A 24,338-nucleotide genomic window follows, 5' to 3' on the forward strand; every position below is an offset into this window, starting at 1 on the left:
CCAATTGCCAGTAAAACGTTCTTTCGATGGCGTCTTTAGACGAGCGTCAAGTGGTGTCGTTTCGGTCAGGCTGGTTGCCTTTCGATCGCCAATTCTGCTCTTGAATGGTGACACTTTCACAATGGCATAGCGGATGCACTGTGGAGAGTTCAGGCCTTGGGGGATAACGCAGCGTGTTGCTAAACCCCCTTTGGGCTGCGAAGGACAAACGACATCACCTCAGCTTGAATCCCATCAATGAACGAAAAAGTCGCACCGACACTCAGTTTTTACATCGTGATCTTAGTGGTCGCCGCAATCGCGGTTTCATTGGTGCTTGCCTACGACGTTTTGATGATTCTGTTCCTAGGGTTGATCTTTGGGATCTTTTTAAAGTTCAGCCGCGATGCGGTGTCGAGAACATTGCGTCTTCCCGAAGGTTGGTCACTAGCGATCGTGGTAACGTCGCTATTGGTGCTGCTGACAATCGGCGGGGCCATCTTTTTTGTCCAAGCGCAAAGCCAAGTCGACCGGATGGCCAAAACGCTTGATCAGGGCGTTGATCGATTGCTGGACACAGTGCATGGCTATCCGACCGTTCAATCGATGTTGGTCTCCACGCCGGTACTGAGCGAGTTCATCAAAGGGAAAGAGTCGGAGTCAAACGACACGGGGACAGACTCGTCGACTCAAACGGAAGGCGGTAAGAACCGCAGTGACCAAGCGAAGAACGAGAGCGATCAAGCGTCCGAGCCAACCGGTAAAAGTGGGCAAGATGATCGATCGTCCGATTCGAATTCCGATTCAGGCAAGCTGTCGAACGGTTGGCAGTCCCCGGTCCAAAACGCGGCAAAAGCTGTTGGCCGACTCTTTCAAACTACGCTCGGTTTCTTCGTCAATAGTTTGCTGATCTTCTTTGTGGGGGTGTTCTTGGCCAGTTCGCCGTCGACGTATCGTGAAGGGTTTATTCGGCTGTTCCCAATCCGTCATCGCCAGCGAGTGTCCGAAGTCACATCGGAAACGGTGCATACGCTGTGGCGATGGGTGCTGGGGCGCCTCGCAACGATGGCGATCACTGGATTTGGCGCGTTCTTGCTGCTGACCGTGTTAGGGATCCCAATGGCAACCACGATTGGAATCTTGACGGCGTTATTAACCTTCGTTCCCAATATTGGTGCTGCCGTCGCGTTCGGCTTGTCGCTGTTGATGGCCTTGCCGGAAGGCACCACGCCCGCAATCTTGGTTTCGGTCGGCTACGTCGGGTTGCAGCTCTTGGAAAGCTATGTGATCACGCCGTTGATTCAGCAGAAGCAAGTCGCGATGCCACCGGCGCTACTGATTGCGTTCCAAGCATTTTTGGCCGTCGCCCTGGGGTTCTTGGGTGCCGTGATCGCGTCGCCTGTCTTGGCTGCCGGGTCGACGATCATCAAGATGGCGTACATCGAAGATGTGTTAGGAGACAGGAACGGCTAGTCGTTGATCGGCAGACATTCCGCCAGACCGACACGATACCTCACAGTGGCGAGAAAATGCCGGTGAACTGTTTTGATAAACTACAACGGAATCGCATCGCCGATGGACTCCTGTGATGCTTATCATAGTGCGTTGGTGATTGTCTTAGCTGTCTCCCCTGCTCCGCATCGGATTTGCCCCACATGAAGACCGAAGGCCCTTTGGAAACGTTGGATGATTGGGAAGACGACTTGGCCGCACGCTATCCTGCGGGAGGCAAGGCGACTGAAGAGTTTCGAGATTACAGCGAACAAACACGCCCCGGCGTTCGCGAGTTTTATCGTCAAAACCACCGCTTTCAAACCTATGACTTTGTCACGCAAAAGCGGAAAGAGTTCTTAGGCCTCAACCGCCGCAAGATGACGGTCTGGCAAGCGATGGAGTTCTTGAATCAGTTGGTTGACGAAAGCGATCCAGATACGGACCTTTCGCAAATCGAACACTTGATGCAAACCGCTGAAGGGATTCGTGCCGATGGGCATCCACGCTGGATGATCCTGACGGGGTTGATTCATGACTTGGGCAAGATCCTGTGCCTGTTCAATGAGCCACAATGGGCGGTGGTCGGCGATACGTTCCCTGTTGGATGTCAGTTTTCTGATCGAATCGTGCTTTCCGAGTTCTTTGCCGACAACCCCGATTCGAATGACCCACGCTACAACACCAAGTATGGCGTCTATGAACCCAATGTCGGTTTGGATCGGGTGCTGTTGTCTTGGGGGCATGACGAATACCTGTATCACGTCGTCAAGGATTACTTGCCCGAGGAAGCCTTGTACATGATCCGGTATCACTCGTTCTATCCACAGCATCGCGAATCGGCCTACGATCACTTGTTAAGCAATCATGACCAGCGGATGTTCCGGTGGGTCAACAAGTTCAACCCGTATGATCTTTACACCAAGAGTGATCAACGTCCCGACGTCAACGCGCTGAAGCCCTACTACATGGAACTCATCAACGAATTCCTACCGGGGGAACTGAATTGGTAGGACCGTCCTGTCTCTAAGTGGCCTGCTGATCCGTGAATGCAGCCGAAGAAAACGCTACGTTCGCGGAGCGAAAGGCGAGATTGGAAAATCAACTTCTGCTAAGGCAGTTGAAACAATTTCTTTGCGTTCTCTGTCGTGATTTCAGCCAACTGTTCTGGCGCGATTCCGCGAGCCTGCGCGAGGCACCGTAGTGTGTGCTCCACACGTGCCGGTTCGTTGGGGCGCTTGCCACGCAGCGGTTCGGGGCTGAGGTATGGCGAATCGGTTTCGATCAGCAGTCGGTCCAGTGGGACCTTTTTGGCCACTTCGCGAAGGTCATCGCTTTTCTTGAATGTCACCATTCCGGCAAAGCTGATGTGCAGCCCGTGGTCGAGGCACTTGACCGCGTTGTCCCAATCGCCCGTGTAGGAGTGCATGATACCCGGCGGCACGGTGCTTTGACGGTCCAGCTGAGCAACGATCAGGTCGATGCTTTCGCGCATGTGGATGACCATCGGCAACGAAGTTTGTCGGCACAGTTCCATGTGCCGATCAAAGAAGTCGTGTTGCATCTCGATCGGCGTGTCGTCCCAGTAGCAATCCAAGCCTGTTTCGCCAATCGCGCGCACGCCAGGATAGCCGGCGAGTTCTTCGATCACCGCAAAGTCATCTGGCTTGGATTCGGCAATCGAGTTCGGTTGAATGCCGACAGCGGCAAACAGAAAGCCTGGGTATTCGGCGGCGAGGTCACACGCACGACGACTGGTTTCGGCATCGATGCCGATCACCATAATGCCTTCGACACCCGCGTCGCGGGCACGCTGGACGACGTCCTGAACCGAATCATCGAAGGCGTCTGTGTTCAGGTGCGCGTGGGTGTCAAACAGTCGTAGCGTCATCAAGCTGAGAAGAAATATCGAGTCAGGTGATAAAAGACGGGTGCGGCAAAGCAAACGCTGTCGATCTGGTCCAGCACGCCGGCGTGCCCTTGAACGAGGGTGCCGGTATCGGTCACGCCACGGTCGCGCTTGATCGCACTCATCGTCATTGCCCCGCCACAAGCCATCACTGTTACGACGGCGGCCAATACACCTGCTTCCCAGGGGTAAAACGGCGTGGCCCAATACAGTGACGCGGCGATCAATCCGGTTGTCACCATTGAACCCAAGACGCCTTCCCAGGTTCGCGAGCCGTTGATTCGCTCGGCGATCACATGCTTTCCGGCAAGTTTGCTCCAGCCGCGTTCCAGCACTGATGCGAGTTGTGCGATCACTACCAAGAAAATTAGCAAGCTGACATTGCTGCCGGTCCACTTTTCACCGCCGGTCCGGACCAAGTCCAAGTCCAACAGTGCGGGCGCGTAACTTAATGCGTAAACGCAGATCAACAGGCCTGCCTGGATCTTTGCACTGCGTTCGAGAAACCGTTTGTAATCACCGGCAATTGCGGCACGAGCAGGAATGAACAGACTCGCGTATACCGGAATCATAATGCTGTAGAGGCCGTAGTAATCGTTCTGGGGAACGAAACTGGGCGGGTGGCTGCCGAAAGCAATCAGGGTGTATTGCAGCGGCGTAAAGATGAAGAACACCCAGAACAGCGTCCGGTGATCACCACGTCGCGTTGGCGTCATGGTGATAAATTCGCGTAGTGCCCAAAACGAGACGAGGCCAAAGAGGACGACCACGCCAATCCGTTGCAGCAAGAAACCGACGACAAAGATCGCCGTCATCAACCACCAAACTCGGAGCTTTTGGTTGAATCGCGAGACCAATGCCGCGTCAACGCCCATCGTCTCGCGACGGGCGAGCAAAAAACCAACGAGGGAGGCGATTCCAAGTGCGGTTAAAATCACCGCGATCAAGATCAGCGAACGCGTGGTCAACCAAACACGCACCGCGGCGTCCGCCACCGAAGACATGTCTCCGTTTGTCGGCGCCGCCGCAGCACTTTGAATTAGCAAACCAAGTTTGTCGATCATCTTGTTCCGTCCGAGTTGATCGGCCCCGCGCGTTACGACGCTTGAATGCGTTCCAGAACGGCGTCACCCATCGCTTCCGTTCCGATCGAATCGCCGCCACGCGCCAAATCAGCAGTACGCAATCCGGCCGCCAATACACCGCTGACCGCGGTTTCGATGGCTTTTGCTTCGCTTTCCAAGCCCAGCGAGTGACGCAGCAACATTGCACCAGCCAAAATCGTTGCCAACGGGTTCGCGATCCCTTTGCCGGCGATGTCGGGTGCCGAACCGTGGATCGGTTCATAAAGTCCAGGACCGTCGCTTCCCAGTGAAGCGCTTGGCAACATACCAAGTGATCCAGGCAGCATCGACGCTTCGTCGGTCAAGATGTCGCCGAACATGTTACCCGTCACGACAACGTCAAAGTCTTTCGGGCGATTGATCAAGTGCATCGCCATCGAGTCCACCAACACCACGTCATACTTGACGTCGGGGAACTCGGTTTCCATCACACGTGCAGCAACTTGACGCCACAGACGGCTGGGTTCCAAAACATTTGCCTTGTCGACGCTGGTCAGTTGCCCGCGACGACCTTGAGCCGCTTTGGCCGCCAAGCGGACGATCCGCTCGACTTCGCTGACCGAGTAAACCATCGCTTGCGAAGCTGACTCGTCTGCGCCGCTGCCGCTGCGCCCGGATGGACCAAAGTAAATGCCACCGGTCAGTTCACGCAGGAACAAGATATCGGTGCCTTCGATGATCTCGCGTTTCAGTGGCGACGAATCGACCAATTCGTCGTACAACTTGATCGGACGCAGGTTTGCGAACAGGCCCAGCTCCTTACGGATCTTCAACAAGCCGGCTTCGGGGCGTGTCTTAGCACTCGGGTCATCCCATTTCGGACCGCCAACGGCACCCAACAAAATCGCTTGCGAAGTGCGGCACGCATCGATCGTATCCTGTGGCAACGGATCACCGGTTTCGTCGATCGCGATGCCGCCAATCAGATGCGACGAGAACTCGAAGTCGTGACCAAAAACGGTGGCTACCTTTTCCAGAACACGGTGGGCTTGAGCGGTAATCTCGGGGCCGATGCCATCGCCCGGCAACAATACGATTGAAGCTTTCAAGGTGGTTGCTTTGTGCGGTTGGGGAAGTTCGTTTGGGGGGCGTGCTGCTGTCGATCGAATGTCTTTTTGCTGGGGTGACGCAATAGGACGCGACAACTCGTACCGCGTGTCAACGAAAGCTTGAAGTTTCGGGGACGCGGTAATGCACGAGGAATCCGCTACTTTAACGCAGGAGTTCGCCTTTCCCCAGTGGTGCTTGCCAAGTTGTTCGCCCATGCGTTGCAAAAGTAATGTTGTTGTCGAATTGGCCACCACCCACTCTGTTTTTTCGGTAGCCCGGTTTTTCGATTGTCTGGGCTTTCCGGTTTGTCAGGGCCCGCCGAAAGGACGTCGTTATTTGCGGAATCTTCGCGGAGTTGTCACCTCGGCACCGATGGTACAACCGCGATCGCCCGCAACATCGGCGCGACCTGCTGCCTTTCCATCGTCCGAGCGGTGAAGACGACCGATTTAAACGTCACTCGCTTGGCTGCGTTGCACGGTCACTTTAAACACACCCGTTGCCCCTCTTGGAATCCGCTAACCGGGACGCGTCGAAATGATTTCTCATGACCCCTCCCCCAAAGCAGCCATGTGGGGAATGGCCCGTGCATCGACCTGGGGAACGCCCAAATCGTCGTGGGGGCAAACGCTGGAACCGATCGTCGTCCAGCCTTCCGCATCTCGCACCGCTTCGATCGCCGACGATTTTTCCGAAGTCGAGCAAGCGATCGATCAAGTCAAGGTGCTGCACCTCGTCAACGGCGAGCACTTTAGTGGCGCCGAACGTGTTCAGTCCCACCTCGGCCGCTGTTTGCCCGAGTGCGGCGTCCAGGCTGATTTCGTTTGTCTGAAGCCCGGTAAATTCGCTGAAATCTTGCTGCAGCAGCACGGCAAATGGGGATGCTGTTACGAAGCACCCATGGCACACCGGTTGGATTGGCGTTGTGTTTGGAACATCCGCAAACTGATCCGACGTGAACAGTATCAACTGTTGCACGCCCACACGCCGCGCACCGCGATGATCGCGTCGATGGCGTCCTGTTTGACCGGCGTCCCCTGGGTCTATCACGTCCACAGTCCGGCGGCTCGCGATTCGGCCAATCCGATCGGAAACCGAATCAACTCGATCATCGAAAACGTTTCGCTGATCGGTTGCAGTCATCTGATCACCGTTTCGGAAAGCCTGCGTCTGGAATGCATGCGGCAAGGCGCCGACGAGTCGAACGTCACTGTCGTGCACAACGGCGTACCCGCGATCTGTCCGCCACGTGATCATCGGCCCGAGGTCGGTGGGACTTGGACGATCGGAATGGTTGCGTTGATGCGGCCGCGCAAAGGTTTGGAAATCGTTCTCGACGCGTTGTCAAAACTGCGTGACCAAGTCGACGTTCGGCTCCGTATCATCGGCCCTTTCGAAACGGCCGAATACGAAGAGGTGATCAACGACCAAATCGCTCATCTGCAAATCTCCAGTCTGATCGAACGTGTTGGCTTTACCAACGATGTCCCCGCTGAACTCGCCAAGCTCGATGCGATGGTATTGCCAAGCCTTTACGGCGAAGGGTTGCCGATGGTCGTTTTGGAAGCGATGGCGGCTGGCGTTCCCGTGATCGCAACTCGCGTCGAAGGGACCCCCGAAGCGATCACCGACGGTATCGAAGGCTTGCTGGCCGAGCCGAAGGATGCCGCATCGCTGGCAGCCAAAATCGAAGCCCTAGTGACCGGGCGGCACGACTGGGACCAGATGTCGAAAGCTGCATTCAAACGTCACGCGCGTGATTTCTCCGATCATGCGATGGCCGCCGGTACCGCGGCTGTTTATCGCAACGTGTTAAGTCAGAAACCGGCCAAGTAGACGAGTGCGTTTGGCCTTTGCCGGATTTTAGGTGGCTGGTTGAGGCAGTTGTGGCTGGTCAGGCGGGAGCCTGAAAGGCAGTGTGTGACAAGGCGGGAGCCTTGTCACAAGTGAGGTGATTGCGTTTGGTCTTTGCAGTCAGCTTCTGCCGGTTTCAATGTGGCTGGTTGAGGCAGTTGTTGCTGGTCAGGCGGGAGCCTGAAAGACAGTGTGTGACAAGGCGGGAGCCTTGTCACAAGTAAAATGAGGTGATTGCGTTTGGTCTTTGCAGTCAGCTTCTGCCGGTTTCAATGCGGCTGGTCGAGGCCGTTGTTGCTGGTCAGGCGGGAGCCTGGAAGACAGTGTGTGACAAGGCGGGAGCCTTGTCACAAGTGACAGTCAATGAATTCTTTAGTTGGGCTGTTTTGCAGACGCTGCCCGAGCTTCCATCCCGGCCCGCAGCGTTTCCACGATTTCGTCGACGTCGTACACGCAGCCACCCCATGCGCCGCCACCAACCTGTTGCAAGGCGGCCCACAAACGCGTGTCGTCGGGAATGTCTTTTTCGACGGCCAACTGTGGATGCGGCGTTCTTTCGGCGAGCAGTTGTTCCGCCGGCGTTCCGTCTGCCGATTCGATCAGATTCACCGTGCCTTCGAGTGTTTGCCGATTGACTTCAATTGCGATCACGTCGCCATCGCGGACCTTGGCAATCGGGCCGCCCGCCAAAGCTTCCGGGCCAACGTGTCCGATACAAGCACCGGTGCTGACACCAGAGAACCTTGCATCGGTGATCAACGCGACGTGTTTGCCAAACGACAGGTACTTCAGCGCCGACGTGATCTGATACGTCTCTTCCATTCCGCATCCCAGTGGCCCGCGTCCGATCAGCACGATTACATCGCCTTCTTTGATCGGCGGTTCGGTTTGACCTTTGACCGCCGCGATTGCCGAACGCTCGCTCGTAAAGACTCTCGCTGGCCCGCGTTTGCGATAGACGTCGTCCTCGTCGATCACGGTCGGGTCGATCGAAGTTGCCTTGATCACCGAGCCTTCGGGACAGAGATTACCGAACGGAAAACAAACGGTCGGCGTCAGTCCTTTTGTGGCGACGTTGCTTGGCGGAACGATCACGTCATCGGGATCGACTCCGTCCGATTCGGCCAGCCGCTCACGACAAAAACGGCGTCGATCGCTGTCTTGCCACTGATCCAAAATCTCGTTCCATGTCATCCCGGCGACTGTCTTCGCTTCACTGCGCAGCAGTCCCATTTCACGGAGGTGCCAGGCGACTTCGGGGACACCGCCGGCCAAGAAGAACCGCACCGTTGGGTGACCGACGGGGCCGTTGGGCAAGCAGTCGACGAAACGCGGCACCATGCGATTGACACGGCTGAACGCGTCCGCGTCGGGGCGTTTCAGTCCGGCGGCAGCCGCGATTGCGGGAATGTGTAACAACAGGTTCGTGCTGCCGCCGACGGCCGCATGGATCAACATCGCGTTGAACACCGAGTCGTCTGTCAGCACATCGGCGAGTGTCTGGCCGTTGGCAACCATTTGCATTGACGCATCGGCGGAGTCACGCGCCATTTGTGTCCAAATCGGTAGTCCGCTCGGTGCCAGTGCCGCGTGTGGAACCGTCATCCCAAGTGCTTCGGCGACGACTTGGCTGGTCGCCGCGGTGCCCAGGAACTGGCATCCGCCGCCGGGAGTTCCGCAAGCGCGGCAGCCTTCCAAAGACGCTTCTTCGAGAGACATCTCGCCACGTGTGTACCGCACGCCGATCGACTGGACTTTCCCGGTGTCTTCGCCGACGGTCGCGGGCAGCGTTACGCCACCGGGAACCAACACGCAGGCGAGGTCTTTGGTGCCCGCGAGTGCCATCATCATTGCGGGCAAGCCTTTGTCGCAGGTCGCAATCCCGATGACCCCTTTGCGCTGTGGAAGCGATCGGATCAGTCGTCGAAACACGATCGCCGCATCGTTGCGGTACGGTAGCGAATCGAACATGCCACGCGTGCCTTGGCTTCGTCCGTCACAGGGGTCGCTGCAGTAAGCGGCAAAGGGCACGGCTTTTTTGGTCGTCAGTTGTTCGGCGGCGGCACGAACGAGCAAGCCGATTTCCCAGTGCCCGGTGTGGTAACCCAGCGCAGTGGCGGTGCCGTCTTCATCGCGAAGTCCGCCTTGAGTGCTCAGGATCAAGTACTGATCGCCAAGTACACGTCGCGGGTCATATCCCATGCCAACGGATTGGGTCAGTCCGAATAAGTCACCGGATGACCAAGATCGCAAGATCTCATCGGAGAGCGGCAACGAACCCGAAGGCCCCGGCGCGTGGGTGATCAGTTCGTCGGGGTTGTCAGGAGTCTGAAAGAAGGAGGGCACGTCAGCAATCACCAGGCGGGAAGATGGGAAAAAGGCAAACCTCATTTTACCCACGCGAGCGGACGTTCCCAACCGGGGAAGAAGCAGCGGAAGTTGACGCGATGAGGGCGCTCACGGTTTTCGCTGGAGTCTAGCCTTTAGGCGATTCTCGTTGCCTGCGGAACGTTGCAGGTGCGATTGGGTCGAGGCAGCGATGCCGAACGATCGAACCCAAGGACTCATCGCTTCGTCCACTACGGGAATGTTGAGATGGCTCTCGCCCGGATCGGGCGAGAGGCGGCAGGTGCTGCTGCTTAGAGTTTGACGGTGACGGTTTTGGATTCGGTGTAGGGCTTGAGTCCTTCTTCGCCGAGTTCTCTGCCGTAGCCGCTCATCTTGAATCCGCCGAACGGTGCGGCAGCGTCAAAGACGTCGTAGCAGTTCACCCAGACGGTTCCGGCTCGGACTCGCGCGGCGAAGTCGTGTGCGTTGGCGATGTCACGGGTCCACACTGCGGCAGCCAATCCGTAGAACGTGTTGTTCGCTCGGCGGATCATGTCTTCTTTGTCGTCGAAGGTCAGCACGCTCATCACCGGGCCGAAGATCTCGTCCGTCGCGATCGACATGTCGTCGGTCACATTGTTGAAGATCGTTGGTTCGACAAAGTAACCTTGTTCGCCAACTCGGCTGCCACCGGCGACACAGTCGGCGCCTTCGTTTTTGCCTTTGTCGATGTAAGACATGATCTTGTCGAACTGCGCGCGGTCTACCTGTGGACCTTGGTCGGTGTCGGAGGCGAACGGGTCGCCGACTTTGCGTTTCAGCGTGAGCGCGGTCAGCTTTTCAATGAACTCGTCGTGGCAGGATTTTTCGACGAACACGCGACTGCCTGCACAGCAGCACTGCCCTTGATTGAGGAACAGTCCGATGTAGGCACCTTGGACGGCCGCGTCCATGTCGGCATCGGCGAAGACCACGTTGGGGCTTTTGCCGCCCAACTCAAATGTCAACCGTTTCAGCGTGTCGGCGGAATCGCGAGTGATGATTTGTGCGGTGCGATGCTCGCCCGTGAACGCGATCTTGTCGATCAGCGGGTGCTTCACACAAGCGGCGCCGGCGGTCGGTCCAAAGCCGGGAACGATATTGATCACGCCGTCTGGGAAGCCGACTTCTTTGGCGATCTGTGCCATCGCCAAACAGGTTAACGGCGTTTGTTCGGCAGGCTTCATCACCACGGTGCAGCCGGCGGCCAGCGCGGGGCCCCACTTCCAAGCGAGCATCAGCAGTGGGAAGTTCCAAGGGATAATCTGTCCGGCGACACCGATCGGTTCACGGCGGGTGTAGCACAAATAATTGCCGCGAATCGGAATCGTGCTGCCGTGAAGTTTGTCTGCGTAGCCTGCGTAATAGCGGATCGCGTCGATCGCCAGTGGCAGGTCGGCGGCCAAGCTGTCTTTCAGCGGCTTGCCGTTATCGAGCGTTTCCAGGGCGGCCAAGTAGTGAATGTCTTCTTCCATCCGGTCGGCCAGCTTATACAGCAATCGGCCGCGATCACGGGCATCCATCTTGGGCCAAGCACCGGTTTCGAAAGCGTGCCGGGCGGCTTTGGCTGCCGCATCGACGTCTGCCGCGTCGCCTTCGGCAATTTGTGCGATCTCCTGTTCGGTGGCGGGGTTGAAGGTCGCGAAGGTCTTGCCGCTGACAGCGGGAACCCATTTGCCATCAATGAAGCATTCGGTGTGCTTGACGTCGACATCCGCAGCCGTCTTGGGCGCCTCGGGCAGCGTCGTACTCATACGTAACCTCGTGATCATGGGGAATCGGGGAATCTGTACTTTGTTGTACCCGATCGGAAAGCGGCCAGTGGAATCAGAGGGGTGAATCAGTGGGGGAAATCTGTCGAGCGGACGGGAGCGGAGATTGGCCGTAATCGTTCGAGGAGATTGCTAGAACTGCGAATGCTCTTGACGCGGCTTTGTCAATCGTCTTAGGGTGCTTCGAAGCATGGGTGAAGTCCCAAGGATACGGCCGATCGCTTGACGATGACTTTGGCGATAATGATTTCTGTCGCGAAAAGGCCGGTTCTGCCACGAAAGGCTGGCCCTGTGCTTTTGACATTGCCGATCACCATGGATGGTGTGCAAGTACAAATAGGAACGAAGAAGGCCGCAAGGATGCCGAATAAAAAGCAACTGAGACAGCAACTGTTGGTCACAGGATGTGCAGCGATCGTTGCCTGTTCGACCGGATGTCGTAGTGCAATGCCAAAGTGGAACATGTTCAGCTTTGGTAAAACTCCATCGGCGGAAATGCTTGCCGGTAACGGCCCCACACATACTTATCCGCCACCGCCAAGCGCGTCGGCGACTCCGATGGCGATCGCGTCTAACGCGGCGGGCACCACCGAAATGGTTGCCGATGCCGGTGGAATCTCGCCAGCGACACGCGTTGCCGCCAACAACATGGCTGCCGCACAGGCGAACGGCTTTGCCCTTGCTAGCGGAACGTCTGCCGCAAACGCGAGCGACGCACCGCAGTATGCACTTAGCAGCAACGTGACGGCCGACAAGAATGCTTCGGTACCAGCGATCCCGACTGGATATCAGTTCGGATCCAAGGCCGCCGCTTCGCCAGCCTCGATGACTGCCAGCACCAACTCGGGCTATCAAGTTCCGAGTTCTTACCCAGCACCATCGACCGCACCCGCTACAGGTGCACCGTCTGGAATGGGCGGCAGTGCTTACCAGTTGCCAAGCTCGGCGACTTCGCCGATCGCAAGCACCGGTGCGACGATGCCATCAGCGTCCGGCAACACCGGTTTTGCACTTCCAGATGACGTCATGAACAGCGTCAAACAAGCTTCGGCAGGGGCAACGCAATCGCAGCCCTTCATGCCAAAATCGATCACGCCAACGTCCGCGACCAGCGAACCAGCCGGGACCGCAGTGTCCGCGCTGTCGATGCCCTCCACTGGTGCAACGGCTTCGTCCAGCATGACGATGCCGGGCGGAACGCCCGCCGCAACCGTTGGCACAGGAAACAGCAAACCATCGTTCTCGACCGCGAGTGCCTCGCTGCCAACGGGAGACAGCTCGCTGTCGCTTCCGTCTAATGGCGTGCAAGGCAACACTGGTTCGTTCGGTGGTTACGCTCCCGGTAGCACTGGAGCATCATCGGGGTACCCAGCAACCAGCGGTTACCCCAGTCCAGGCACCAATGGCAGTTTTTACCGCTAGGCCAAGGTACGGTTCACTCAGTCGATCGTGACGTTTGACCGTTCGTTTGCTGATTGATCGCCGCAGAAAACGCGGCGGATCGAGATGTGACGAGCGACATGTCGAAGGCGTTCGTTTTGGCGTTGATCTGTACCGGATGCTGCATCACGCATCAGGAGTCAACGCCGATGAATCTGTTGTTTCAACTCGCGATGGTCGTCTGTACCAGCGGGTCTTGTTCAAGCTCGATTGTCTCGTCACCGCTCGGTACAAACGGGACAACACAAGCCAGCGTCGATCTGGTGGAGCTGAATCATTTCTTAGATGATCACGGGCGTGAAGTCTTTCGCCAAGTCGTGTTCTACGACTGGTCACGCAAAAGCAAACAGTTTGAAGTTCGCGCGTGGCGTCTTGTGAAGCACCCTTCGCAATTGCCGCGGCCGCAGCATCTGGGCGAAGGTTTCATGGTCCGTTGGCAAGACAAGTACATCACTCGCGAAGTCATCGCCAAGACGATGCGCGAGACGTACAGTCAAGAGGACCCCGAGCGAATCAATCGCAACATCCTGCCCGAAAATGAACGCCGCCCCCTCTGGCCCGCCGCAGACTAAAACGTTGGAGTCTAGCCTTCAGACGATTCTGGTTTCCTGCGGTGCGTTCCAGGTGTGATTGCGTTGAGGCAGCGATGCTGTGCGATTGAACCCGGGGACTCATCGCTTCGTCCACTACGGGAAGATGTTGGAGTCTAGCCTTTAGGCGATTCTGGTTGCTTGCTGAGCGTTTGAGGTGTGATTGTGTTGAGGCAGCGATGCCGAAGGATCGAAGCCAGGGACTCATCGCTTCGTCCACTACGGTTTGCGTATAAAAAAACAGCCTCGCGTTTTGACGCGAGGCTGTTCTCGTTTTTCATTCGGGCTGATCGGAAGATCAGTCGCGGACGATGGTGCGGCCGTGCTTGGTGATGACAACGTCAACGCATTTGCCACAGCACTCGAACTTGTAGGTCAGGATCTTGCGGCCCAAGAAACCGGGGCGGCAGCCAACGTAGCAAGGAACTTGGCCAGCGCATTCTGCAGGAACGCAAACGGTGACAGGGTACTTGCAGCAAGTGCAAGGATCGACAACGCAGAAAGTCACTTCAACCGGAGGAGCTGGGCAGCAAACAGGTGCTGGAGCGCAGCATGGTGCAGGTGCTGGTTCGCAGCAGCCGGCATCAGCGGTCGAAGGAGCCAGAGTCGACAGACACAGTGCGGCAACTGCCACAACAAACGAGACGCTTTTCATAGGTAATTCCTTCTGGAACAAAGTTGCGAAAACAGGTGCCGCTACCGAAGGAAGTCGAGCACCAAGCGTAGGTGGTTAAGCTTTGCTCGTAGTTAAAGCTTGTGCAAGCCCCCTATCCCACCATCTTTCCTGAGGAATTGAGTTCATCAGCACGATTTGGTCTGGCCAAATCCACGATCGCTGCCGAAACGCCCATCGGCGTCAGGTGACCAATCGATGTTTGAATTCACCGGTGCGGTCTTTGGTTTCCGGTGACTCAATGGATCGAGCGCGCGTTAACGTCCCAGAGTCGCAAGTTGAGATTGCGTTCGAAGTCTTGATTGATCCTCCGGTGGTCAGTTCTGTCACCGCGAGAGTCGTCTAGTGGAGAGCTCGGCAACACTACTGTCGCGGTTGCTTCAGAGGTCAGCGCGAAATGATTCCGGTTGTCTCGGTTTGTGATGCGGAACCCAGGGTCCGTGTGGAATCATTCAGCGTAGCTCTACCGCAGAAGGCAATTCACGTCGGTGTTGTTTCGTGGTGCAGCCAGCGGCGCGATTAGCCTGTTGAATCAATCTGTCAGTTTATTCGGATTGAGTCGACAGTTAGTCAGGGGAGGTCGTGTGTCGATCCGTTTCGTCGCTTCGATCGCGAACCCCTATTTGCTCAAGTACAGCTTCCCGGCCGAAGTGAGGCGCAGGCGATAGAGTTCGGCGCCGTGGCGGATCCAAACTTCGCGGTGTCCCTGCAAGATCGTTTCGGATTCGATAATCGATTGGCTTTCGTGCTGCCGGATGTTGTTCGTTGGCGAAACGTTTGGGGAATCATTTCCAGGTCGGTCACCCATTGCTGCTCCATTCAGGCACCGCACGGCCGAGTCGTATCGGCCGATCGCGCGGGATTCAAAGTGGCTGTGGATCGAAACACAGCGAAGACGAACCGAGTGACCCTTGCAGATGCTGCGCCATTGGTATTGGCCAGTCATGCGAATTAATCCGGTTCGACTCAGGGGCGGCGTTTTGGCTCGTTTCACTGCTCCGGCGTGGACGAAAACACGAGTGAGGCGACGCTATGGTGGCGGAAAATGTGGCTCTAGCGACGTTTATTTCGCCGCATCAGAGCGGATTGGAAACGGCTTTCTTGGGGGCCTAACCTGATCCGGACCGGTCGCTCGCGGTAGACTCGGGCGATTCGGACATGTGCCCTGCTCCACCCAACTCTGACTTTTCCTGCCCCGATCGAATCACCTATGAGTCAAACCTTCGAATGTCAACGCGTCGCAAGCCGAGCCGACCAGAAGGCTTTCATGCGATTGGAGAAAGAGCTTTACAAGGACGATCCGAACTGGGTGACACCACTTTGGGATGAACGCAAGCAGTTGTGTGGTTTCTCGGGCAAGCATCCGTTTTACAAAGACGCCGAGAGCCAAGCATTTTTGGTCCGTAGAAATGGCAAGGTGTGCGGGCGAGTGCTGGCGATTGTCAATCGTGCCCACAACCGGTACCACGACGAACAACGTGGCTTCTTTGGCTTTTTCGAATGCATCGACGATCAGGAAGCCGCGACGGTTTTGCTGGATCAGGCATGCCAGTGGCTGGCCGAAAAAGGCATGACGGATGTGCGTGGGCCGGTGAACCCGAGTTTGAATTACGAAGTTGGGTTGTTAGTCGACGGTTTTGATTCACCGCCAACATTCCTGATTTCGTACAACAAGCCCTACTACGAACGGCTGATCACGGGGACCGGATTCGAGAAAACGCAGGACCTGTTCTGCTACGAAGCCAGTATCGATGACCTCGATGATTTGGACCCCAAGTTGCAGTTCGTGATCGATGAGGCGACGAAGCGGTTCAAAGTCAAATGCCGTCCGATCAGTCGCAAGACCTTCGACGCGGACGTCAAGGCGTTTTTGCGGATCTACAACCAGTCGCTGCAGCGGACCTGGGGCTACGTTCCGATGAGCGACGAGGAGTTGGTCCACCAAGCCAACCAATTGAAATTGTTGATCGTCCCCGAGCTGACCAGCATCGCGGAAATCGACGGCGAACCGGTCGGCGCAGGTTTCGGTCTGCTCGATTACAACCAGGTCCTGAAAACCATGAACGGACACCTGCTGCCGTTTGGCTGGTTAAAGCTACTGCTTGGCAAACGCAAAATCACACGTTTGCGTTTGGTCAGCACCAATGTGTTGCCTGAATATCAAAAATGGGGCCTCGGGCTGGTCACGCTCGCCCGGATCTTGCCTGACGCGATCAAATTCGGAATCGAGACTGGCGAGTTCTCCTGGGTGCTGGAAAGCAATTCGCTCTCACGTGGCACTATCGAGCGCGGCGGCGCGCGAAAAGCCAAAACGCAGCGGATTTATGACCGAAAGTTGTAGTGTTTGGTGCGATCGGTAATTGAACTGTCAAATTGGGGCGGTAAGGCGTGAAACGCTGGCAACCACTGGTCAGCCTTGCCGATAAGCTTCATACTCACGCCCCATTTTATTTCCAATCCTCCGAGCTCCTTGTCTGCTGCCGATAGCCATGCCACGTCAAATTGCCGTGATTACGGGGGTCGGGATCGTCAGCTCGATCGGCATCGGCCACGAAGCGTTCTTCAAGGCGCTTCTTGAACAATCGAGCGGGGTTCGCACCCTCGCCGATCGGATGGATGACGAAGCGATGCCGGGCGATAGCGACCCCGAAGACGGCGTTTGGATCGGCGCACCTGTCGTCGACTTTGACGCCAAGCAATTCGTGCGACCACGCAAAGCGCTGAAGGTCATGTGTCGGGAGATTCAGACCGCGTTTGCGTCAGCCCAGTTGGCTGTCGAGCACGCCGGTCTAGCGGATCAAATTCCAGCAGTGGCTTCCGCAAGTGACTCTGCCGACGAGCAGACTGGCATTCAGCCGGAGCGGTTGGGCACCGTCTATGGTGGCGAAATCTACTTCAACCCGCCGACCGAATTGATGGAATCGATTCGCCGCTGCGTCGACGAAGACGGCGAACTTCATCCCGAGCAGTTTGGCGAAGCGGCCCGCAAAGAGGTCGTGCCGTTGTGGATGTTAAAGTACCTGCCGAACATGCCAGCGTGTCAGGTCGGTATTTCGATCAACTCGCAAGGCCCTAATAACTCGCTGATTCTGGGCGATGTTTCCGGTCCCGCGGCACTCCTGGAAGGATGCTCGTACCTGGACCGCGACTTGGCCGATATCAGTATGGTTGGCGCGACCGGTACCCGAATCGGTTCGATGCGGATGGCCTATACCGGTGACTTGCCGACGGTCGAACGCGGCGATCATGCGATCGCTGATGCGTCGCGGCCCTTTGACCCGGACGCCAGCGGCGTTGTCGGCGGCGAAGGTGCGGCGTCGATTTTGATCGAGACAGAACAGTACGCTGAAAAGCGTGGCGCGAAGGTGTTGGCAAAAATCCTGGGGATCACGTCAAGGTTTTCGCCGACCGAATCGATGAAGCAGATGCGTCGCGACAACGATCGCCAGCCGCAGTACTCACGGGGCGCTGGCGACGCGATCGGATTGGCGATCGAAGGGGCGCTCGAACAGGCGGGCGTCACTGCAAGCGACGTCGCTGTCGTCGTTTCACATGCGATGGGTGATCAACAAGTCGACTCAGGCGAGATCGAAGCACTGAAACGCTGTCACATCACCGCACCAGTGCTCCCCGTGATCGCTTCGCTCGGTCACACCGGTGCCGCAGCTGGAATGATCGAAGTTGCCACCGGCGTATTGATCATCGCCAACAAAACAATTCCCGCGGCGCGGCACAGTGATGTCGCCAAAGAAGTCAACTTGGTCAAGCAAACGACGCCGTTCACCGCAGGCGTCGTGCTGTGCATCACTCATACGACCGAAGGCAGCGCCACCGCGGTGGTCTTGGGACGCTAGTCGCAATCTTCAATCACTGTGTCTTTGCAAGCCAAGTCTTTGCAAGCCAGTCAGCAAAAGTTACTTGCGGCCTTGGGGAATAAACGCGTCGAGTGCTGCCAGATTTGAACCGTCATTTTGGTTGGCAAATCGGACACCAAGAATCGCGATGCGATCGGCGGCTTGGCTGAGTTGTTGCCCGTTGTTGAGTTTTAGTTGGACGCCACCAACGACGTCTAGGATTTCATTCAGCAGCGGTACGTCGACTTTTTGAGCGACACTTTGCAGCCGTTTGGTCGCGCGGCTCGCACGTTGGGCCGAGGTGATGCCAAAGGTGGCCTTTTCGGTGGCCGCGGCGGTGGCACGCAGTGAGGCTTCGAGTTCTGCGATCATGCCAGCGACAAACATCACGCGGAGTTTTTCAGGCGATCGTGTGACGTTCGACTTGCCTTCGGTTTCGATAAAGTTGTGACGGATCGTGCCTTGGCTCCACGAAACGAATTCGAACTCGGTTGATCCCGCTGAGTGACCGCCGACGTTGACGAGTTCTTCGTCCGCAGTCGTGTGGCAGCGTAAGCAGCTTTGTGCGACCAAGTAGACGTTGGTCGGGTTTCGCATTCCGGCGGCAACACTTTTGCCGATGCGTTGTTCGCGGTGCTGTGGCGATTCGGCGAGTCGGGTTAGGTTCGGTCCGCCGTAATCGTGATGCAAGTCCAGCCACTGTTTGGCTTCGCCATGGCAGGATTCACACGAGACCCCTGCGATGACGTTTACGGTATCGCCGCCAGACGATTGCTGTGTGTAGTGGCAAGCGACGCATCGTCCAGAGTGCTTTATCGAGCTGAGTCCCAGTTTTGATGCGATTTGCTGAGCTTCGGGGCGTCGGTGCAATTGGTCAAACGTTTGCGCGTGCGGGGTGGATTGCCACACGGTGATCTCGGGTGCGTGGCATTTCACACAAGCGTCGTTGCCGAGTACCAATTGCGGATCGACTGGCTTGGCCGGATGCAAATATTGGGCGTCACTTGATGTGTCCGCAGTCACCCAACTCGTTTGCGCATCGCTGACCGTTACCAACAGCAGGACTAACGATGTGGCAAGCGGCGCGGTGATCAAGGAGCGGCAAATCATGACGTTGTCTAGAAGGCTTGTGCGGGAGCAGGCATAGTGGGTCTGCGGAAGTCTAGGTCACGTTTAGTGGCCGAAATTACCGGGGGGTAACGCTTCGTCTTGCGGGGGTGGTTGTGGTTTGGATTAATTGAGGGGTGCGGAATGGTCAAAGCCCGCAATCAGCACAATCGTTCTGCCATCAAGGGCGGCGAATTCGGTGGCAAGCTGCGGACTGGTACTCCGGGGCCACTTCGCCTGTGGTTGTGTATATGCTAGGAAGTCCGAAAACCTGTCCGCGATGTCCATCAATCTGTAGTCCTGCAATGCCACGAAGCCGGCTTGGCCCTTTGGCAATCGAGTCAAAACTGGGCGATCATCCTTCGACCAGTTCGGTGTGGCGCGCGGTTCACGTGCAGTTGAAAAAGTCGGTGGCGGTGAAAGTCTTCAGTGCGCCATTTGGTGGGACTCCCGAGGCGCGGCAGACCTTTGCCAACGAATGGGAAACGCTCAAGAAGCTTTCTCATCCGGGCGTCGCGCGTTGCTACGGTGGCGGATTCGAAGACGCCGATGCTTACTTGGCTTATGAGCTGATCGAAGGCGAAACGCTGTCCAGCCAAATCGAACGCAATGGCCGATTGAGCTGGGAAAACACCCTTGAAGTCGCCCAAGGTGTCGCCGAAGCACTTGAGTATCTGCACGGCCAAGGAGTCGTGCACGGCGCCATCGTTCCCGACAAAATCGTCGTCTCGGGATTTGCGCCGGTATTGGTCGATTTGCGGTTGGATCGCTTTGGGTCACCCTTTCGTACTTCGCGTCCACCGAGTGTCGATCAGTTCGCGCGGCAAGCACCGGAGTTGATCGCCCCTGACGTCATCAATCCTTCCGAACACAACAGTGCGGCGTCCGACCTGTATGCCCTTGGGGCGATGTTGTATCACGCGATCACCGGTCGTTTGCCGGTTGATGGCGACACGATCGAAGCGGTCCGGCAAACTGCTTCGACATTCGTTCCAGAGTCGCCGGCCAGCATCGTGTTGCAGTGCCCGGTGTGGTTCGACAAATTGATCATGCAGCTGTTGGAAAAGAACCCAGCGAACCGCCCCCCGTCAGCCACGGCAGTCAAGTTGCAACTTGCCGAAGTCCGCAAGCGTGCCCTTTCTCGCGCCGGCGTTGCCGAGCATGTCAGCAGTGGCTTTAGTCCTCTGCAAGTGACTAACCAACAAGCGAGAGACGAAGCCCGTCAGTTGCTTGGGCGTGGCGTGGTTGATTTGAGCGTTGCGGAAGAGGAAGACGATGAAGTCCCTGACGCCACGGTCTGGCATGATCAGCCATGGTTTTTGATCGGCGGTTTGGTGGCGATTTTAATTCTGTTGGCGTATGTCGCGTGGCCGGCAAGTGAAGCAACGCTGCGGGCTCAGGCCGAAAAACTGATCGCGATCGACACGCGTGCGTCACTCGCCGAAGCAGAGAACCAACCGCTACGCCAGCTGATCGTGCGGTTCCCGGATGGTCCCAATGCCAAGTGGGCTCAGCAGCAGGTCGATCGCATCAACGTGTTGCAATTTTTGCATCAGTTGAAAATTAAGATCAAGAACAACCTTCCGATCAAAGACCAAGGCGAGCTTCTGCATAAGCAGGCGCAAGCATTCGAAGAGAACGGTGACATTGCCCAGGCGCTTGATAAGTATCGCAGTATGGTGACGGTACTTGGTGATGACGCTGACTACGAAACGGCTGTCAATGCGGCGCGGTACAAGATCGGTGTGTTGGGCGAACAATCGGAACAAGCCAGTGACGCTCGTAAAATCGTACAGCGACGCTTGGAAGAAGCTGACGAACTCCTCGCCGAAGGCCAAGTCGTCGAAGCTCGCAAAATTTGGTACAGCCTTGTCGAGCTTTACGGTGACAATTCCGAATTGAAGCCATTGATTGACATCGCGCAATCAAAGCTCGCCGAAAAGTTGCAACGAGATTAATTCACCGTCCCGCGTCCGAATTCTTAAAATTCGCGGGTTCTTAACGGCAAGTAAACGTGCCCGGTGGGCCGGTCAAAGATGATGGTTTCAACACCATTTCTTACGGCAACCTGTTTGGTGTGTTAACAAGATATCAACAATCGTTCGCTAAGCTCTGCACCAGCTCGTAAGACAGTTTACTTACACCTCCATGAGGAGAGGGGCAGGTGCCATGCGTTTAGAAACGCCAGTGGCGGTCGCTGATTCTTCAACGACCACCGCACTTCCCGCAGCCGTGACGCCTGACAAATTGTCGGGAACACCAATCATCAAATCAACGGCTTCCAACGTTACTGCGGTGACGTCCTCCAGCGCGATTTCGTCGCCCAAGCCAGTCCGGACTCTGCTGGTCAGCGATGTGCACCTCGGTTGCAAGCATGCACGGGCGGAGGAGTTCTTGAAGTTTTTGACCGGTTATCGCCCCGAAACGCTGTATTTGATCGGTGACTTTATCGACGCTTGGAAAATCAATGCCGGTTGGCACTGGCCGGAGTATTGCGACCGGATCATCAATCATCTGGTGTACCTGACGGAACAAGGCACCACGATTCACTACGCGTCAGGAAATCACGATTCGTTCTTACGTGGGCCGGCATTTCGGACGTTGTTGCCGGCAGGTTTTCCGCACGTCAATATCGCTGACGAATTCGTCTTTGAAACGCTACGTGGCTATCGAATGTTGGTGATCCATGGCGACCTGTTCGATCTTTTCGAAACACGAGCACAATGGATTTCGAAAGGCAGTTCGACGATTTACGACGCATGCCTAAGTTTTAACCGTTGGGTACAACGTCGATTTTTAGGCGACCACCGGAATCCCTATGGCGCGTGTGCGGCGATCAAAGGACGGGTGAAACGCGGCGTGAAGTTCATCAGTCGCTACGAAAGAAAAATCATGAACCACGCCTCACAGAAAGACTGCGATGGAGTGATCTGTGGGCACATTCACACCCCGATGCTGAAGCATTCCGAAGACACGTTCTATTGCAATACCGGCGATTGGGTCGAGAACTGTACCGGGATTGTGGAGCACCATTGTGGTGCGTTGCAGTTGGTCAGCCGTTACGGCAAAGAAATCACCTTGGATCTTGAACAAGCGCCCAACGGCGATGCTGCTGTGGGACAAATGGAGATGTCGGTCGCATGATTCGAAATTGGATTGGACGGCGTTGCTTTTCTGCGATTCATGGCCGCAACTTGGTCTACAACACTTGCTGGGAAGACCCACGCCTCGATCGCGAAGCGTTGCAGCTTTCTGAAGACGATACGGTGTTGGTGATCACGTCGGCCGGGTGCAACGCGCTTGATTACGCATTGCAAAACCCAAGAGCGGTTCATGCGGTCGATATGAATCCGCTTCAAAATGCCTTGTTGGAACTCAAAAAAGCTGCGATCAAGTCGCTTTCGTTCGATGACTTTTTTCAAGTCTTCGGAACCGGATACCATAACAATTGGTCGAGGATCTATCGCGATCAGGTTCGCCCGAATCTCGCTAGCGACGTCGCCGATATCTGGGACAAGCGACACAATTTTTTTGACGGGACAAGCCGCCGCAAAAGCTTCTACTTTCGCGGAACATCCGGGCTGTTTGCTTGGATGATCAACGGATACTTGAATCGGCCGCGTGGATTACGTGAAGCCGTTCATGAGATCTTGCAAGCCGAAACGGTCGAAGAGCAATCCCAGATTTACCATGCCCGCGGTGTGGACAAAATGCTGTTCTCGCGGCCGATGCGTTGGGCGCTGCGTCGCGATAGCGTAATGGCAATGCTCGGCGTTCCACGCAGCCAACGGATGCAGCTCGATCGTGGGTATCCCGGCGGCATCGGTAAGTTCATTCAGGACCGAATCGAGCACGTCTTTACGCGTATCCCTCTGCACGATAATTATTTCTGGCGCGTTTATTTGACGGGCAGCTACACCCGCGAATGCTGTCCTGACTATTTAACAGAAGCTGGCTACGAGCGACTGTCTGGCGGAATGGCCGATCGCATCTCGACGCACACCGACACGGTCGAGTCGTTCTTACGTGGGCACAACGGAACCATCTCGCGGTTTGTGTTGCTCGATCACATGGATTGGTTGTACGAGCATCATCCGCAATCGCTTTCGGCCGAGTGGCAACGCATCATCGAGCGTGCCGCGCCGGACGCTAGGATTCTTTGGCGAAGCGCCGCATTCGATGTCGACTTCGTTGATCCATTGGTGGTCGCAAACGACGGTCGCCAAACAAGACTTGGCGAGTTGCTTCGGTACCAAAGCGACTTGGCAAATCAATTGCACCAACATGACCGCGTGCACACCTACGGCAGTTTCTATATCGCGGACCTGATCGGAGCGGCGGCGTGAGCGACACGGCACACCTTCCACAAACGCGATCGGGAAAGGGGCGGTTGGCCGACCTGAGAGTGCTTTGGCATCTAATGCTCAGTCCCGTCAAAGGACGCACGCACGCCGAGCGATTGGAAAGTTTTTATGGGGGCCAGGCTGGCGACTATGATTCCTTTCGCGAACGGTTGCTGCATGGTCGCGACGATGTACTCGATCATCTCTGCTTCAATCCCGGAATGAGCTGGGTCGATATGGGCGCCGGTACCGGACGGAACGTTTTGCGTGTCGCCGATCGGATCACCGACATGAAGGAAGTCCTTTTGGTCGACCTTTCGAAGTCGATGTTGAACGTCGCACGTGAAAAACTGAATCAACGCCAACTGGGCAACGCATCTTGCGTGCACGCCGATGTCACGATGTTGGATTTGCCCGATGAAAGCGTGGATATCGTCACGTTCTTTTATTCGTTGACGATGATTCCCAACTGGTTTGCCGCAATCGAAGTCGCGCACCGGATTCTGAAGCCGGGCGGCACCATCGCGGTGGCCGATTTTTATGTCTCACGAAAGTATCCCGACAGCGGGCAGCGGCAACACTCGAGTCTGACTCGGTTGTTTTGGTCGAATTGGTTTTCGGCCGATGGCGTGTATCTCAGCTCGGATCATCCGGCGATGCTACAGCACCGCTTTGAACTGGGCTGTCTGAGCGAGCGATTCGGCAAGGTCCCTTATCTGCCGCTGCTCCGTGCACCTTACTACACCTTTATTGGACGAAAGCCAGAGGTTGGTCATTAAAACGCG

18 protein-coding genes are annotated in these 24,338 nt (G+C 56.4%); 11 read left to right on the forward strand and 7 right to left on the reverse strand.

The genetic code is table 11. The features are described from left to right. Positions 1–237 precede the first annotated feature (237 nt). The gene (locus CGZ80_RS04450; RefSeq protein ID WP_094411766.1) at positions 238–1,452 is read left to right on the forward strand and encodes an AI-2E family transporter; all 1,215 of its coding nucleotides are present in this window, start codon (positions 238–240) and stop codon (positions 1,450–1,452) included. A gap of 182 nt (positions 1,453–1,634) precedes the next feature. Continuing rightward, positions 1,635–2,483: an inositol oxygenase family protein gene (locus CGZ80_RS04455; RefSeq protein ID WP_094411768.1), complete on the forward strand. Its 849-nt coding sequence runs from the start codon at positions 1,635–1,637 to the stop codon at positions 2,481–2,483. 98 nt (positions 2,484–2,581) lie between these two features. On the opposite strand, the gene CGZ80_RS04460 is transcribed toward CGZ80_RS04455, so the two are convergent. From CGZ80_RS04460 to leuB, 3 genes are read right to left on the reverse strand one after another with little or no spacing between them, the layout of a single operon-like run. Beyond that, positions 2,582–3,361, reverse strand: coding sequence for a TatD family hydrolase (locus tag CGZ80_RS04460; RefSeq protein ID WP_094411770.1), 780 nt, complete (start codon positions 3,359–3,361; stop codon positions 2,582–2,584). Continuing rightward, positions 3,361–4,443: a phosphatidate cytidylyltransferase gene (locus CGZ80_RS04465; RefSeq protein ID WP_233148228.1), complete on the reverse strand. Its 1,083-nt coding sequence runs from the start codon at positions 4,441–4,443 to the stop codon at positions 3,361–3,363. The genes CGZ80_RS04460 and CGZ80_RS04465 overlap by 1 nt, the downstream gene beginning before the upstream one ends. A gap of 32 nt (positions 4,444–4,475) precedes the next feature. Beyond that, positions 4,476–5,552: a 3-isopropylmalate dehydrogenase gene (leuB, locus tag CGZ80_RS04470; RefSeq protein ID WP_094411843.1), complete on the reverse strand. Its 1,077-nt coding sequence runs from the start codon at positions 5,550–5,552 to the stop codon at positions 4,476–4,478. Between the two features lie 538 nt (positions 5,553–6,090). On the opposite strand from leuB, the gene CGZ80_RS04475 reads away from it, so the two are divergent. Next, on the forward strand, positions 6,091–7,389 hold the full coding sequence (locus CGZ80_RS04475; RefSeq protein ID WP_233148229.1) for a glycosyltransferase family 4 protein: 1,299 nt from the start codon (positions 6,091–6,093) through the stop codon (positions 7,387–7,389). Between the two features lie 390 nt (positions 7,390–7,779). Here the strand turns inward: CGZ80_RS04475 and CGZ80_RS04480 are convergent, their stop codons facing one another. Both CGZ80_RS04480 and CGZ80_RS04485 read right to left on the reverse strand, forming a co-directional pair. Beyond that, positions 7,780–9,753: a YjhG/YagF family D-xylonate dehydratase gene (locus tag CGZ80_RS04480; RefSeq protein WP_233148230.1), complete on the reverse strand. Its 1,974-nt coding sequence runs from the start codon at positions 9,751–9,753 to the stop codon at positions 7,780–7,782. A gap of 293 nt (positions 9,754–10,046) precedes the next feature. After that, on the reverse strand, positions 10,047–11,528 hold the full coding sequence (locus CGZ80_RS04485) for an aldehyde dehydrogenase family protein (protein WP_094411774.1): 1,482 nt from the start codon (positions 11,526–11,528) through the stop codon (positions 10,047–10,049). Between the two features lie 465 nt (positions 11,529–11,993). Between CGZ80_RS04485 and CGZ80_RS04495 the strand changes: the two genes are divergently transcribed. Together CGZ80_RS04495 and CGZ80_RS04500 are read left to right on the forward strand one after the other, a co-directional pair. Further along, the gene (locus CGZ80_RS04495) at positions 11,994–12,968 is read left to right on the forward strand and encodes a hypothetical protein (protein WP_094411778.1); all 975 of its coding nucleotides are present in this window, start codon (positions 11,994–11,996) and stop codon (positions 12,966–12,968) included. 53 nt (positions 12,969–13,021) lie between these two features. Next, entirely contained in the window at positions 13,022–13,558 is a 537-nt protein-coding gene (locus tag CGZ80_RS04500; protein ID WP_094411780.1) for a hypothetical protein, read from the forward strand. A 1,310-nt stretch (positions 13,559–14,868) separates the two neighbouring features. Here the strand turns inward: CGZ80_RS04500 and CGZ80_RS28470 are convergent. After that, positions 14,869–15,195 carry a hemin uptake protein HemP gene (locus CGZ80_RS28470; protein WP_233148231.1) on the reverse strand — a complete coding sequence of 109 codons (327 nt, stop codon included), beginning with the start codon at positions 15,193–15,195 and terminating at the stop codon, positions 14,869–14,871. Between the two features lie 264 nt (positions 15,196–15,459). On the opposite strand from CGZ80_RS28470, the gene CGZ80_RS04515 reads away from it, so the two are divergent. Continuing rightward, positions 15,460–16,590 (forward strand): N-acetyltransferase, encoded by a 1,131-nt coding sequence (locus CGZ80_RS04515; protein ID WP_094411786.1) that lies wholly within the window; start codon positions 15,460–15,462, stop codon positions 16,588–16,590. A gap of 148 nt (positions 16,591–16,738) precedes the next feature. Next, on the forward strand, positions 16,739–18,103 hold the full coding sequence (locus tag CGZ80_RS04520) for a beta-ketoacyl synthase N-terminal-like domain-containing protein (protein ID WP_094411788.1): 1,365 nt from the start codon (positions 16,739–16,741) through the stop codon (positions 18,101–18,103). Between the two features lie 60 nt (positions 18,104–18,163). Here the strand turns inward: CGZ80_RS04520 and CGZ80_RS04525 are convergent, their stop codons facing one another. Then, a complete protein-coding gene (locus CGZ80_RS04525; protein WP_094411790.1) occupies positions 18,164–19,213 on the reverse strand; it encodes a cytochrome c family protein in 1,050 nt (349 codons plus the stop codon). 302 nt (positions 19,214–19,515) lie between these two features. Between CGZ80_RS04525 and CGZ80_RS04535 the strand changes: the two genes are divergently transcribed. The 4 genes from CGZ80_RS04535 (at position 19,516) to CGZ80_RS04550 (ending at position 24,332) form a co-directional block, all read left to right on the forward strand. Continuing rightward, positions 19,516–21,168 carry a serine/threonine-protein kinase gene (locus CGZ80_RS04535; RefSeq protein WP_094411794.1) on the forward strand — a complete coding sequence of 551 codons (1,653 nt, stop codon included), beginning with the start codon at positions 19,516–19,518 and terminating at the stop codon, positions 21,166–21,168. Between the two features lie 211 nt (positions 21,169–21,379). Continuing rightward, positions 21,380–22,354, forward strand: a complete 975-nt coding sequence (locus CGZ80_RS04540) for a UDP-2,3-diacylglucosamine diphosphatase (protein WP_094411796.1) — start codon at positions 21,380–21,382, stop codon at positions 22,352–22,354. Next, positions 22,351–23,556 (forward strand): DUF3419 family protein, encoded by a 1,206-nt coding sequence (locus tag CGZ80_RS04545; protein WP_094411798.1) that lies wholly within the window; start codon positions 22,351–22,353, stop codon positions 23,554–23,556. Before CGZ80_RS04540 ends, CGZ80_RS04545 begins: the two co-directional genes overlap by 4 nt. After that, complete coding sequence (locus CGZ80_RS04550) at positions 23,553–24,332, forward strand: class I SAM-dependent methyltransferase (protein WP_315851406.1); 780 nt, start codon at positions 23,553–23,555, stop codon at positions 24,330–24,332. The genes CGZ80_RS04545 and CGZ80_RS04550 overlap by 4 nt, the downstream gene beginning before the upstream one ends. Positions 24,333–24,338 lie beyond the last annotated feature (6 nt).

It is taken from the genome of Rhodopirellula sp. MGV, assembly GCF_002251265.1.
Taxonomy (GTDB): domain Bacteria; phylum Planctomycetota; class Planctomycetia; order Pirellulales; family Pirellulaceae; genus Stieleria; species Stieleria baltica_A.